This is a genomic window from Aliikangiella coralliicola, from assembly GCF_007004725.1.
In the GTDB taxonomy this organism is placed as follows: domain Bacteria; phylum Pseudomonadota; class Gammaproteobacteria; order Enterobacterales; family Kangiellaceae; genus Aliikangiella; species Aliikangiella coralliicola.
On sequence record NZ_ML660172.1, the window covers coordinates 42,968 to 58,080 of the forward strand.

At 41.7% G+C, this 15,113-nt stretch carries 5 protein-coding genes; 4 read left to right on the forward strand and 1 reads right to left on the reverse strand.

The features are described 5' to 3' along the window. Positions 1-229 precede the first annotated feature (229 nt). The 3 genes from FLL46_RS25130 to FLL46_RS25140 all read left to right on the forward strand — a co-directional run bounded on the left by FLL46_RS25130 (position 230) and on the right by FLL46_RS25140 (position 10,525). Entirely contained in the window at positions 230-1,669 is a 1,440-nt protein-coding gene (locus tag FLL46_RS25130) for an ATP-binding response regulator (RefSeq protein ID WP_142934927.1), read from the forward strand. 103 nt (positions 1,670-1,772) lie between these two features. Then, the gene (locus FLL46_RS25135; RefSeq protein ID WP_142934929.1) at positions 1,773-5,900 is read left to right on the forward strand and encodes a hybrid sensor histidine kinase/response regulator; all 4,128 of its coding nucleotides are present in this window, start codon (positions 1,773-1,775) and stop codon (positions 5,898-5,900) included. 596 nt (positions 5,901-6,496) lie between these two features. Further along, positions 6,497-10,525 (forward strand): hybrid sensor histidine kinase/response regulator, encoded by a 4,029-nt coding sequence (locus tag FLL46_RS25140; RefSeq protein ID WP_168204318.1) that lies wholly within the window; start codon positions 6,497-6,499, stop codon positions 10,523-10,525. Between the two features lie 36 nt (positions 10,526-10,561). Here the strand turns inward: FLL46_RS25140 and FLL46_RS25145 are convergent, their stop codons facing one another. Further along, complete coding sequence (locus tag FLL46_RS25145; protein WP_142934933.1) at positions 10,562-13,099, reverse strand: TonB-dependent receptor; 2,538 nt, start codon at positions 13,097-13,099, stop codon at positions 10,562-10,564. A 377-nt stretch (positions 13,100-13,476) separates the two neighbouring features. Here FLL46_RS25145 and FLL46_RS25150 point away from each other — a divergent pair, with 377 nt between their 5' ends. Further along, the gene (locus FLL46_RS25150; RefSeq protein WP_168204319.1) at positions 13,477-15,054 is read left to right on the forward strand and encodes a tetratricopeptide repeat-containing sulfotransferase family protein; all 1,578 of its coding nucleotides are present in this window, start codon (positions 13,477-13,479) and stop codon (positions 15,052-15,054) included. The last annotated feature ends 59 nt before the right edge of the window (positions 15,055-15,113 follow it).

The following is a 15,113-nucleotide window of genomic DNA, read 5'->3' on the forward strand; positions in this document are numbered from 1 at the left end:
CTGATGTTTAGGCTACCTGAGGCGTTCAGGCAAATCGCTCTGCTGGATTTAAAATCTTGCCAAGGAATTCAGTAAAGAGCGATTTAGTCGATGCTTAAATTAATTTTAAAAGTAATAAGCCTTTAGAAACAGTAAGTCTTTAGAAACTATAAGTCTTTAAAAATAATAAGTCTTTAAAAATAATAAGTCTTTAAAAACAGCAAGATAGTCGACTTTCTTGGCGCTGATATTGACTTTTTTTAAGCTAACCAGCTGTTTCCACAAACACTTAAGCGACAAAGTTCAGACTTCTTCTATTTTTTCGAGTATTGAATTCCCTGCAAACATCTTGTTATCAATATTGCGAGAATGGCATTTTGATCCTAAATTGTTAGAGATAAAACAAAAAAAGCGCCGCTTATGCATCTGGAAGATCATTGAGCGATTGGAAGGCAACCTGGAAAATAAACTAATGAATGCTGCACCGACTATTTTGATCGTCGATGACGAGCCTAATAATTTAAATTTGCTAAAACAAGTATTGGCTCCTCACAACTATCATCTTATTTTTGCTAAAAGTGGACCTGATGCGATTATGAGAGCTAGTCAGCAAGAACCTGACTTGGTATTGCTGGATGTAATGATGCCCGGTATGGATGGCTATGAGGTTTGTCAAAAACTCAAGAGCCAGCCCGAGACAGAGGCAGTGCCGGTTATTTTTCTGACCGCACTAGATGGTGTTAAGGATGAGCAGCGGGGGTTTGATATTGGCGCAGTGGACTATATCGTTAAGCCAATTGTACCGGCGCTGGTTTTAGCCCGAGTGGCAACCCAACTTGACTTACGAACTCGTACTCAAAAGTTAGAGAAAGCATTAACGGAGATCGAGCGCGCCAATAAAGAATTAAGAGATACTCAGGAACAGCTAGTATTACAACAAATGATGGCGGCGTTAGGTGGAACCGTTGCAGGCGTTGCCCATGAAATTAATACGCCGCTAGGAAATAGCCTGTTTATGACTTCAGCGCTTGCAGACAAAACCAATGATTTCAAAGACGCTTTTCAGAGTGACACCTTGAAGCGCTCAACAGTGACGAGTTTTCTCGATGATGTTCAATCAAGTACTGATCTGATTTTACGTAACTTACACAGGTCTTCTAAATTAATTAAGCGTTTTAAAGAAACCGCCGCTGACAGGCAAGGATTAACGCGTCGAAAATTTGAGTTGTTTGAGTTTATCAGTGAGTCAGAACCATTGTTAAAGCGACACGCTCAGGGCATTGAAATCGACGTTAAGTGTCAGTTAAAACTCACTATGCAATCGTATCCCGACGCTATTTATCGAGTGCTTGCACAAATTATTGAAAATGCCAGTTCGCACGCATTCAAACCAGAACAAAAGGGACAGGTATCAATTGAGGTGACGGCGGCGGATGAAAAAGTTTTGATTAAAGTCACCGATAATGGTCAGGGGATCGACCCCGAGTTAATCGATCATATATTTGAACCTTTTACCACGACAAAGCGCGGAAGTGCGACTCATGCCGGCCTGGGACTCAATGTCGTCTTTAATACTGTCACAATGGTTCTTGCCGGCGATATTTCCGTTTCTAGTGAGTTGAAAAAAGGTGCTGAGTTCACTATTACTATTCCTCAGGAAGTACCAGAGCAGGTGAAGGTGGCAAGTTAACCTGGGTGGTAACCATCGTGCATTTTTATCAGGCTTTTCTTAATTACCAGCTAAGTCTTTTGCTATTTCAGCAAACGCCTGTCGCTGATCTTTGATAATTAGAATGCTAACCTCACAAGATACGCTTTTTTACTATTACCGAAGGTTGCGGTATTTCAAGTGTCGTATATTAATCGCTAAACCTCTCGTATTTTTCATTTTTTCGCTTTTGCTATTTAGCGGTGACTTGTGGACTAACCATGGACTAGGGCAAGTTAAGAGCGACGATACCAATATCACTTTTACGCGTTATACCAGTGAAGAAGGTCTTTCTAGTAATGCAGTTCGATCGATTGTTCAGGATGATCTGGGGTTTATCTGGTTCGGAACATGGGATGGACTCAATCGTTTTGATGGGTATGAATTTAAGGTTTATAAGCCTGACAAAAATAATCCCGATAGCATCAATCATTCGACAGTGAGCGCCATTGAAATTGATTCCGACGGCATATTCTGGGTGGCAACGCTAGGTGGTGGGCTGAATAAATTTAATCCATTGACCGAGCGCTTCGAGCATTATCTTTACGATCCAGACAATCCGCAATCCATTAGAAGTGACAACGTGCGTGCACTGTTGATTGATCATGCGGGTATCTTATGGATTGGTACCTATGGCGGTGGTATCAGTCAATTCAACCCTGAGACAGAAACTTTTGTTCATTACCGCCATATTCCTGGTGATCCCAATAGCATTAATGACGATATGATCCTGGATATCTATGAAGATCACTCCAACAGAATTTGGGTATCAACCAAAACTGGTTTGAATGTTTTTAATCGAGACACCAAAAAATTTTCGCGCTATTCATTAGAGTCAGATCGCAAACGCAATTTAGGCGGTTATGTCGGCGAAACGCTTATGATGCAAGATAGTGCCGGACTGCTCTGGTTTGCTGCAGAGAGTGGTTTATACTCGTTGGATATTAGTGACCTGGAAAGTACAAATTTAAAAAATAGCCGTATTGATATCGGTGAAAATAGAAAACTCATCTCATATAATCGGGGTGGCGGTTTACTGCCTGAGAATGTCATACCAGTGAGTGTCATCGAGGATCATCTTGGTATTATCTGGGTGGCAACTTTAAAGAGCGGTTTGTTTAAATATAACCGGGCCGCCAACAGGTTTATTCACTATCGACATTCTCCCTCAGACTTTACCAGCATCAGTTCGAATAAAATAATTACTATTTTTGAAGATCGAACCGGCAACATCTGGATAGGTACTGACGGTGGTGGTGTTAATCGTTTTAACCTCGCGTTAAAACAATTTACTCATTATCGGTCAGATCCCGAGAATTCTAATAGCCTCGACCATCCCAGGATAAGCGCGATTTATGAGGATGGAAACGGCATTTTATGGTTAGGTAGCCACAACCCCGGACTCAACAGGCTGGATAGAGATACAGGCTTTTTTTTACGTTACAACCATGACCCTGATGATCCTGAAAGTTTGCTTGCCGGGCTCTTTATTTCGGGGATCGTAGAAGATATCAACGGCGACATCTGGGTTGGTGTTTCCGAAGGCGGCCTCGGCCGTTTTAATCAAAAAACGGGAAAGTTTCGAAACTATCGGCATGAGCCTGCCAATGCTAACAGTCTAAATAACAATCAAGTTCTTGCGCTGGTTGCTGATCCGCGAGGTTATTTATGGGCGGGAACTGATCACGGACTAAACCGGTTTGATCTGAAGACTGAAACATTCAAAAGCTATTTACGTGACCCAGAAAATGTTGCGAGTATTAAAAACAACGTAAGAGCTATTTTTATCGATAAGGATGGGATTCTATGGTTGGGAAATTGGTCTGGAAACGGATTGGTCCGATTTGATCCAACCACCGAAACTTTCACTTCTTATGTTCATCAATCGCGAAATCCTAATAGTCTAGCCGGTAATGTTGTCAGAAGCATTTATCAAGATAATGGGGGATATTTGTGGTTGGCGACGTCGGGTGGTTTGAATAAATTTGATCCTATTAAAGAGAATTTTACGCTTTACACTGAGGTTAACGGTTTACCAAATAAACTGGTTCATGCGATAGTGCCTGATAATTTTGGCAACTTATGGATGAGCACGCCAAATGGTCTTTCAAAACTTAATTTGCAAAATGAGACGTTTAAAAACTACGACGCCTCTAACGGTTTGCAAGGTAAAGAGTTTGAGGCTGCTTCAGTTTTTTTGGGACGGGATGGAGAAATTTTCTTTGGTGGTCGCAATGGTTTTAATAGTTTTTATCCAGAGAACATTGCTGATAATTCAAATATTCCACCGGTTGTTATTACAGAGTTAAAAATTTTTAATACTCCTGTTCCAATTGCTGAAGAATCAATGTTAACCCGTTCTGTTGTTTACACTGACTCGCTGAGACTTTCCTATCAAGATGCTGTTTTTTCTTTTGAGTTTTCAGGCCTAAGTTACGTTGCGCCGAAAAAAAATCGATATCGATATAAGCTAGAAGGATTTGAAGTTGAGTGGAATGAAGTCAGCAGTGCACAACGCTTCGCTACTTATACAAACCTTGATCCAGGAAACTATGTTTTTAAGGTACTGGCATCGAACAACGATGGTGTTTGGAATGAACAAGGGCGATCCATTCAAATTATGATTTCGCCGCCATTTTGGCAAACTACCTGGTTTCGCATTTTAACTGGGTTGCTATTAAGTTTGTTTGCTTATGGCGTTTATGCGTGGAGAGTTCATTCGCTTAAAAAGCATCAGTTTATGTTAGAGCACCAGGTCGAAGTACGAACTGAAGAACTCGCTCGTGCGAAAGACGCCGCGGAGGCAGCTAATCGAACTAAGAGTACTTTTCTTGCCAACATGAGCCACGAATTACGCACACCGTTGAATGCGATTTTGGGATTTTCTGATCTGTCCAGGCGCACTTCAGGGCTTCCTCAAAATGTGGTGAATTATCAGCAAACTATTCATCGTAGCGGTGAGCATCTGCTTGATTTGATCAATGATGTACTAGATATGGCAAAAATTGAGGCAGGACGAACAACCTTTGACACGAAAAGTTTTGAGCTACAGGCAATGTTGTACACCATCTTTGATATGTTTACTTTGCGGGCTGAGTCGAAAGGAATTTCTCTCGGATTCGAAGGTCTTGAAACAATTCCTCGAACAATTAAAACCGATGAGCGTAAACTGCGTCAAGTGTTGATTAATCTCCTTTCAAACGCAATTAAGTTCACGACAGAAGGCGGTGTCATTTTGCGAGTTGCCTATAAGCGGCAGCCAAGCTCGCGCATAGCGTTTGAGGTTGAAGACACTGGGCCGGGTATCACTGACGCCGACGCGAGTTTGTTGTTTAAGCCGTTTTTACAAACCCAGTCTGGACGTCAGGCCAATGAAGGGACTGGGCTTGGTCTTGCGATCAGTCAGGAGTTCGTTGAATTAATGGGAGGAAAAATAGCAATAGAAAGTGCGCCCGGCAAAGGTGCAAAGTTTTTGTTTGAGATTGATATTGAAGTGATAGAACTAAACCAGAATGCTGATTACGTTATGCCACGACAAGTGATTAGACTTGCTGATGGACAGCGACAATATCGTATTTTAGTCGCAGATGATAATGCTGACGGACGAGAGCTTATGATGAAATTAATGGGTGATGTTGGTTTTGATGTTCGGTCAGTCGCTAATGGTGAAGAAGCATTGAAAGTGTGGAAGCAATGGCGACCTGATTTTATCTGGATGGACATGCAAATGCCTGTTTTGGATGGTTATCAAGCGACAGAGCAAATTAAAAAAACACAATCAGGTAAAGACACTGTGGTGATCGCTTTAACAGCTAGTGCATTTGAGGAAGAACGAGTCATTGTTTTAAGTGCTGGATGTGATGATTTTTTGCGTAAACCATTTCGCACAGAAGAGATGTTTGAGCTTATGGTCACGCATTTGGGGGTGCAATTTATCTATGAAGATTCTGCGCTTTCCGTTTCGACAGGTGTCAAACCACTCAAAGTTGAAGATCTGGCTCATTTAACTCCCGAAGTAAAGTCGAGGTTACACGATGCGGCAGTATGCGGAGATGTCGGTTTGCTAGAAACAATAGTCAGTGAAATTTGGCCGCAAAACCAAAAGCTGGCAAGCGTATTAGAGCGGATGATTAGCCAGTTTGAATTTGAACCGATCATCAGCTTAACGCAGGCGCCAAACGATAATGAAAAAAACATCCCGAACAATGGGTGAGATGTTGCTCTGATCTTGTACTAAAATATGACTAGCGAATTCGTTTATTGATGTTTTGTTTCAAATTAAAGAAAAGCGCTACTAAATAGTGCTTTTGCATTAAAAAAGCGGTCGAGTATCATTTTGACAGCGCATATTTCGAGCAGGGGTTGCTAGATTGCGCATTTCATTCTAAATTGAGATATGTGTGAGTTGAACTTTTGTTAAACGTTCAACATAACGGGAGAGTGCGCAAAAATATACGGCAATGAATTACGTCGAAAATTTCATCGGTCGGAGAAAAAAATTGTTAAGAATATTAATGGGTAGCGGCGTCACTGTTTGTCGCTTATTTATTAGCGACCATTTTTTTTACCATGAAATGGTTATCCAGCTCAAATATCGGGCTGCCAGCATTTTTTCTATAGTGACTAAAGAGCGGAGAAAACATGGCCAAAACCATAAAGGTTTTTGGGCTAATTTCGGAACTCGCCGCTTCGCTTTTAATAATCAGAATTGATTTTTGTGAAGCTAATAGAATCCCGTTACAGAGAACGCTTGTGAGCCAAGTGTTTTATCAAATGCTGATTCGACACCTGTTGACCAGGAAGTGCCGGATGGATCGACTTGCAGGTGCGGTTGGTGTCCCCCGTTTCAACATTTTCAAAATATCCATCTTAGTATTACTTGCATGGCCGCTTAATTTAGTATCGGCACAAGCAATACACAACGATAACAACATTTCTTTTACCCGCTATACAACCGAACAAGGCTTATCGAGCAATGCAGTACGTAAAATTGCTCAAGACGAAAAAGGGTTTATCTGGTTTGGTACCTGGGACGGTCTTAATCGATTCGATGGATACGATTTTAAAATTTATCGCCCCGATAAAGACAACCAGTACAGTATCAGTCATTCTACTGTCAGTGACATTCGAGTTGGTGAAGATGGGATTATCTGGGTCGCCACACTCGGAGGCGGTCTCAACAGATTCGATTCCAATAGTGAGCGCTTCTACCATTTTCGTCATGACCCTGATAACCCTGAGACTATCAGTAGCGATAATATTCGTAGTCTCTATTTAGATAAATCAGGAATATTATGGATAGGGACCTTTGGCAAAGGTTTAAGTCAATTTAATCCGCGCACCGGCGTTTTTATCAATTATCAATCGAATCCTGATGAACCTGGCAGTATTAGTGGCAATATGGTAATTGACATCGAAGAAGATTCAAGCGGGCGTCTCTGGGTATCTACTCACGACAATGGCATTAACTATTTTGATCGAGAGACTAAGAAATTTGTTCACTTTAAACCTGAAATTGAAACCGATGTTGATTTGAGTGGATATTCCGGACATTCACTGATACATGAAGATCGTACCGGGCTAATCTGGTTTGCGACAGCAAGCGGTCTATATAGTTTCCGCCATAGCTCCGCCGAATTTAAATCCTACGGTGGTAACCATTTTGGGGTGTCACAAGATGTTATTCCTATCGGCATTTTAGAAGATAGTGAAGCGATACTCTGGATTATTACGCTGAAAAATGGATTATTCCGGTATGACCGAACGGTTAATCGGTTTATCAATTTCCGGCATGTAGCATCGGACTCATCGACGATTAGTTCTAATAATATTGCGTCGATTTTTCAAGACCGAACAAAGAATATCTGGATCGGAACTGAGGATGGGGGGGTTAACCGTTTTAACTTATTTTTAAAACAATTTAATTATTATAAACCTAATGTATTCGACGCTAATAGCCTGGACCATCCTCGGATTAGCGCGATTTATGAGGACATAAATAATAACTTGTGGTTGGGCAATTATAAGCCAAGTTTGAATAAGTTTAATCGCAAAACCGGCCAATTCACTCATTATGAAAATGACCCAGCAGATCCTAACAGTTTGCCTGCCGGTGTTTTCGTTTCTGCTATTCTTGAAGACGCTGCTGGTATTCTCTGGATAGGTGTTGTTGAAGGAGGCTTAAGTCGGTTTGATCCGGAAACAGAGACATTTAAACACTATCGCCATGAACCAGATAATCCGCAGAGTTTGAGTAACAATAAAGTATTGGCGATCAAAGAAGATCGTAACGGTATTCTCTGGGTTGGCACAGGAGACGGTGGGCTAAATCGTTTCGATCCAAAATCGGAAACTTTCAAACATTTTCTACGTGATCCGGAAAATCCCAGTAGCATTAAAAATAATGTCAGAACTATTTTCCTCGATAGAGTGGGTTTTTTATGGTTGGGGAATTGGTCCGGGAGCGGTTTAGCGCGCTTTAACCCGAGAAAAGAGGAGTTTAAAACCTACGTGCATCAGGCTGGTGATCCTAACAGCCTGGCGGGTGATGTCGTCAGGAGTATTTATCAGGATGATAATGGATTTTTATGGCTGGCAACGTCAGGTGGGCTGAATAAATTTGATCCCATCAATGAAGTTTTTACTGTATTTACCGAATCAAATGGATTAGCCAGCAAACTGGTTCAGTCAATTTTACCCGATGTTCAGGGTAACTTATGGTTGAGCACCCCGAAAGGCATTTCGATGCTTGATCTGCAAACCGAAGCTGTTACTAATTATGACTCTTTTAACGGGTTGCAAGATCGAGAGTTTGAGGAGGCATCTGGCCATGCCGGTTGGAGCGGAGAGCTTTTTTTCGGTGGGCGCAACGGTTTTAATAGTTTTTTCCCTCAAAGAGTTAAGAAAAATAATTTTCTTCCTCCGGTCGTGATAACTGATTTTAAACTATTTAACCAGTCAGTCCCCATCGGTCAAAATTCAGTACTTTCAAAAGCGATTGAAAATACCGAGCAATTAGAGCTGTCTTATCAAGACACCATTTTTTCATTTGAGTTTTCTGCATTAAGTTATGTTGCGCCAGAGAAAAATCGATATCGATACAAACTTGAAGGTTTTGAGACTCTTTGGAACGAAGTGGATAGTGGACAGCGGTTTGCAAGTTACACCAATCTCGATCCAGGGAAATACGTTTTTCGTGTTTTGGCTTCAAACAATGATGATGTCTGGAATCAAAAGGGGCAATCAATTCACATTGTTATTCACCCGCCTTTCTGGCAAACATTATGGTTTCGAATTTTAACCGGATTTTCGTTCGGGATGTTGATCTATGGCGTTTATCGTTGGCGTGTTAACTCGTTAAAGCAAAGTCAGCAGATTTTGGAAGAACAGGTTAGATTGAGAACCAATGAACTCGCTAAAGCTAAAGATGAAGCTGAAACTGCAAACCGCACCAAGAGTTCTTTTTTAGCGAATATGAGTCATGAGTTGCGTACGCCACTGAATGCTATATTGGGATTTTCTGAACTGTCTGAGCGAACACCCGGGCTACCCGGCGATGTCGGTGATTACCTCGGCACGATACATCGAAGTGGGGAGCATTTGCTTGAGTTAATTAACGATGTTCTGGACATGGCCAAAATTGAGGCTGGTCAAACAGAATTTGAGCCCAACGCTTTTGACCTGCTGCTAACCATTCATACTATTGAAGATATGTTTAACTTAAGAACCCAAACCAAGGGAATTTGGTTAAAGGTTGAAGTTGCTGAAGATGTTCCTCGTTCGATTAAAACTGACGAAAGAAAGTTGCGCCAGGTGTTAATTAATCTTCTGTCTAATGCGGTGAAATTTACTAGCGATGGCGGCGTATCATTATTGGTAGAGTGTGTGCGCGATCCGAAACTTCAATTATGTTTTGAGGTAGAAGATACCGGGCCAGGAATAAAAGCATCTGATATGGATTTATTATTTAAACCTTTTGGGCAAACTGAGTCTGGTCGTCGAGCAAGAGAAGGAACCGGTTTGGGATTAACCATCAGCGAAGAATTTGTTGAGCTGATGGGCGGACAGATCCAGGTGCAGAGTGAAGTGGGTAAAGGGACTCGGTTTTGGTTTGAAATCGATATTGAAGAAGTGGATAGTGATGAGGTAGTTTCCTATTCTAGCAACCGTCGTGTTATTGGGTTGGCGGAAGGCCAACCTGCCTATCGTATTCTGGTTGTTGATGATAGTGACGATGGCCGTAAGCTGCTAGTAAATCTGATGGCCGATATCGGATTCAACGTGCGAGGTGCGAGTGATGGTAAAGAAGCGGTTGCAATCTGGAATGAATGGAGCCCCAATTTGATTTGGATGGATATGCAAATGCCAGTGTTAGATGGTTATGGCGCCACCGAAATGATTAAAGAGACAACTAAAGGTCAGGACACGCTTGTCATTGCGTTAACTGCCAGCGCTTTTGAAGAAGAACGCTCGATGGTAATGGGAGCGGGTTGTGATGATTTTTTGCGTAAACCTTTTCGTGCTGAAGAGTTGTTTGAAGCGATGACAAAACATCTAAAAGTTCAATTTGAATATGAAACCACGGTTGTCCCCGATTCATTTGAAATAAAAAAGATCACACAAGAAGATCTGTCAGGGTTGTCTTCTGCTCAAATAAAAAATTTGCACGATGCTGCATTGAGAGGTGATGTATATCGGTTAGAACATTTGAGTCAAGAAGTCGCGTTAACGAGTCCGGAGTTAGCTAAACAACTAGATTTAATGATCAGCCAGTTTGAATTTGAGCCAATTATAGAAGTGACCAAACAGTCGAAGCATAAAAGTCGCGAGGATAAATAATCTAAACCCGCGACAGGAATGAACAGCCAGCACGGATTAAAAACCGAAGTAATAGAATGTAATGCCAAATGTTGCTGGGCGGTTAACGTAACGATGCTGACCGAACCAGGGAGTAACATTTTGAACGCCGTATCCACCGCTGAATACTCGTTCATCATTGATATTGTTTCCGAACAGTTCGATTCGCCAGGAGTCTCCGTTATCGATTGCGAGTCTGGCGTTAGCGACAAAGCTAGCAGGAATTTGCCAGAACAAATTTGAATTGACGTCAGCAGCACCGGGACTTGACTCTTTGTAAATACCGCTCAGATGAAAGTTAACAGTCCAATTTTTATTTTCTCCCCACCAGGGAATTTCGTAATCGAGACCAAGCGAAATGGCTTGTTTTGGAACGCCCGGTGCTCTGGTTCCTTTAGGTAATGAGAGTGCTACGACGGGATCTGCATTTGGCCCTCCCCCGAAAGGTAAATCAAGAATTTCAGTAGTTTCAGTTAACTGCATATCGGTGTAGGTATAACTCAAGGCTAAGCTTATCGCGTCAGTAGCGTTCCATGAAAAGTCAAACTCAGCGCCTTTTGAGCGAGCGTCTCCGGCGTTAAAAGCCGCCGTAAATCCTGCAGGAGTGGCGTCAAGAAATTGAAGATCTTCGACTTCGATATTAAACAAAGAAAAGTTATAAAATAAACTCCAGTCAGGCATTAGACCTTTAATTCCGACTTCGAAATTAGTTGCGACATCTGGGACGAATACATTGCGCTCTGGCAAAGATGCGAAAGGTCCTTGTGTGTTTAATCCATTGACACCGCCGCGTCGAAAACCTTCCGACAACAGCGCATAAAATAAATTATGCTCTGCAAGACGGTAAGATGTATTCAGTTTGAAAACTGTATCATCAAATTTATTGGTTACATCAAAATTGGATGCATCTTGGGGTAACGTAAACAGCGGTTGAAGTTCAAGTGACTGAAAGGTTAACTCTTGTTTGAATGAACGTATCCCACTGGTTACTTGCCAATCGGAATTAATATGCCAGGTAAGTTCACCAAAAATGGCTTGATCAGTGAAATCATAATCACGATTATTAATTGATGTGATATCAACGAGTTGTGGATTTAACACAGGCCCAATTGCGAATTCGGTAAACGCATGAATCCCCGGGGAGTAAGATGTGCCTTTGGTTTTAGTTGACTGGTCGTTGTAATAAAAACCTAGAACATAATCGTATGATTTATCCCAGTCAGATATCACACGAATTTCCTGGATAAATGCTTCTTCTTCAGAGAAAACTTGCTGCACCGAATTATGTCTGGGATAAAATGAATAGTACGAAAGAAAACTGATTTGTGATGTAGGCGTAACCGGTAAAAAGAAAAATGATGTGAAATCCGTGACGCCAAAAGTTTTGTTTTGGTACGCCGAAGAAATAGATTTAAAAGAAGCCAGGCCAAAGTCAACGGTTGCTTCTGCACTAATCAGATCGGCTTTCGAATTATAGGGTTGCTTGGTCAGAAAGAGGCTTTTTAAATCACCGCCATCAGGCAAAGAAATTGCTGTGTTTGATGATGGAAAATTTGATCCCTGGGCAAAGTCGTAACGAGTTGCAGTAAATAATGGATTACTTAACTGTTGGTCATCAACATCAGTTTCATTATGGAAATAGTCAACTTGAATATCAACATCATCTGTTGCTTTCCAGAGGAGCGAGGCGCGAGTTTGCCACTGTTTTGAATTGTTAGTATTTTTTTCGCCTGTCACTAGCGCGGCGCTGTAGGGATCACTGGGAAAGGCCAGCCTCACTGGCGATAAGCGATCATTTGGGGCTTCTCTCGCATTGAGCCCAACGGCATCGATGAATCCGCCAAGTCTTTCATATGAAAGGTTTAATCTCAAAGCTAGTTTATCGGTTAGTGGCAGGTTGAAAATGCTGTCGAAAGTGTGGTTGAGATTGTCCGCACTGTGGGTTGAGCCAACACCGAAACTCAATTCGCTATAACTGGATTCGAAGTCAGGGCTATTCGGAATAAACCGAATGGTGCCGGCAAGAGAGCCCGACCCATAAAGTGTGCCTTGCGGGCCTTTTAACAATTCAACACGTTCAAGGTCGCGTATCATCAACGGAATAAAAATTGGTGTTTCGCCATAGTAAGTAGAGATAGCGCCTGCGAGTGTTGCCGGTGTATTTATTTCAGTGGTGCCACTTGGGGGACCTAATCTTAAACCGCGCAGAGTAAATCGATTGTTGCCACCTCTGATCGCCGGACCCGAATCAACTGATGATAATCCCGGAACAACTTTAAGCAAATCATTAAGACTGGAGACACCAGCATTTTTTAAGGTATCTTCCTCTAGCACACTTATGTTGTAGGGAACATCCAGGACTGATTGTTCGCGTCTGCTTGCTGTAACGACGATGTGCCCATATTCTTCTTCGGCTTCTTCTTCATTAGCGCAAGCATGGGGGTAGGATGACAGACCGAGCGCACTGCCAATTAACAAAGTGATGAGTTTTCTCTGGAATAGGTCAGGTAGTTTCTTATTGGGAAATTCGGCCTTTGACACTTGTGCATCTTCCATAGCCAGCACCAGTCTTTGTTAGTCATTTTAGTAAAAGATAGTTACTGCCTACCGGTAAGTCAATTTTTAAAAGTTGATTTGTTTGTCACCGCTCAGGTAGTTCTGTATGAAAAAGTCGGCTGGTTTAATCCATCAAAAATGGGTAATACACAGGCGCTTTTTATCAGAATGTTTGAGTAGCCAGGTTGAGGCAGTGGCGTAAAATATTGCTCTTTGCTAATGTTTAGATAAAAGGGAAATAAATAAAAACGAGTTATTTGTGTTCGAGATTAAAAACGAGCTTTTCCATCAGGGTCAACCCCATATTTTTTATTGTTACCTAAATCTATCATTCAAACAACGATTTACGAAAAGCAATGTGTTTACAAGGGGCGAACTTGGATCAATATAAGCTAATTAGACAAGCTATCTTAAATGGTAAAAATCAAGTCGCTTCCAAAGAGATAGAGCAACTGCTCATAGACCGCCCTGAAGATAAAGAAGTTTGGCGATTGCTTGCAGAATTTGGTGAACGAGTTTATCGCAGGGATATCTGTTCCCAAGCCTATAAAAAAATTTTGGAATTGGATCAAAATGACCTGCACGCGATAATCGGGCTGGGAATGGTTGAAGTGCACCGGGGAAATCGTGCTGCTGCGTTAGGTCTGGCCGAAAGAGCACTTAAGTTAAGCCCGTCTTCCCCTTGGTTGTTAGATGGTCTGGCGACGCTATTTACCGGTTGTGACGAAGCATCGAGAGCGTTAGCTTTGTTTGAGAATGCCGCTCGTTTGCTTCCGGATAACCCGGCGATACTTTACAACCTGGCTACCTCGCAGCGAATGAACGGCCAATTTATTGAGGCTGAGGACAGGCTGAATCAAGTGATAAAACTTCGCCCACAAGATGCTGATGCATACTACGTTCGTGCTTCCTTACGCCAGCAAACGCTTGAAAATAATCATGTTGACGAAATAAAAACGGCAATAAATCGAAAAGATATTAATGTCAAAGATAAAATAAAGCTGTACTTTGCAGCGGCGAAAGAATTAGAAGATCTGGAAGACTACTCTCAATCTTTTCAATATTTAGAAAAAGGATGTGACTTGCAACGAAATTCGATGGATTATGATGCATTGGGCGACGTTGAAACTATCGATAAAATTATTACTCACCATAATGTTGAGGGATTAAGCATCAATAATTCTAATTCAAATGAAAAGTCGAGTTATGAGAATTCGGAACCTATTTTTGTTTTTGGATTGCCACGCAGCGGCACAACTTTAGTAGAGCGGATTATTGCTAGTCACAGCCAGGTTTTCGCTGCAGGAGAACTTAACGCTTTTCCACAGGCAGCCGTTAATTTGGTGAACATTCGTGAAGGGCGTCACTTTTCAAAGCAGGAATTTGTTCAACAAAGCCTCCATATCGACCCCTTTGAATTAGGTAAAGCATACCTTGCCGGTACTCGCCCACAAACAGGTCACACTCCGCATTTTGTTGATAAATTACCGTTAAACTATTTGTATGCTGGTCTTATTCGCCGTGCATTGCCAAATGCAAAAATGATAGTGCTGATCAGAGAACCGATGGATTCTTGTTACGCTATGTATAAAATGCTTTTTACTGGTGCTTATCCGTTTACCTACAATTTACGTGATCTCGCGCTTTATTATTCAGCCTGGCGCAGGTTGATAAAACATTGGCAAAAAGTGTTAGGTAATGCTTTGTTGGTGGTTAAATATGAAGAGTTAGTCAATCATCAGGAGACTATTAGTCGCCGTATTTTGGACCACTGTGGATTGTCATGGGAGGAGCAGTGCCTGCACTTTTATCAAAATGACGCTACTGTCACTACAGCGAGTGCCTGTCAGGTAAGAAGCCCAATTTACGGGACATCGGTGGGAAAGTGGCGTAATTATGAAAAGGAATTACAACCTCTTAAGTTAGAACTAACTAAACATGGTGTGTTGCAATAAATTCCCATTCTTTGCCATAAGCATTGCCAGATTGTCTTTTTGATCCTAAATTTTAGTTA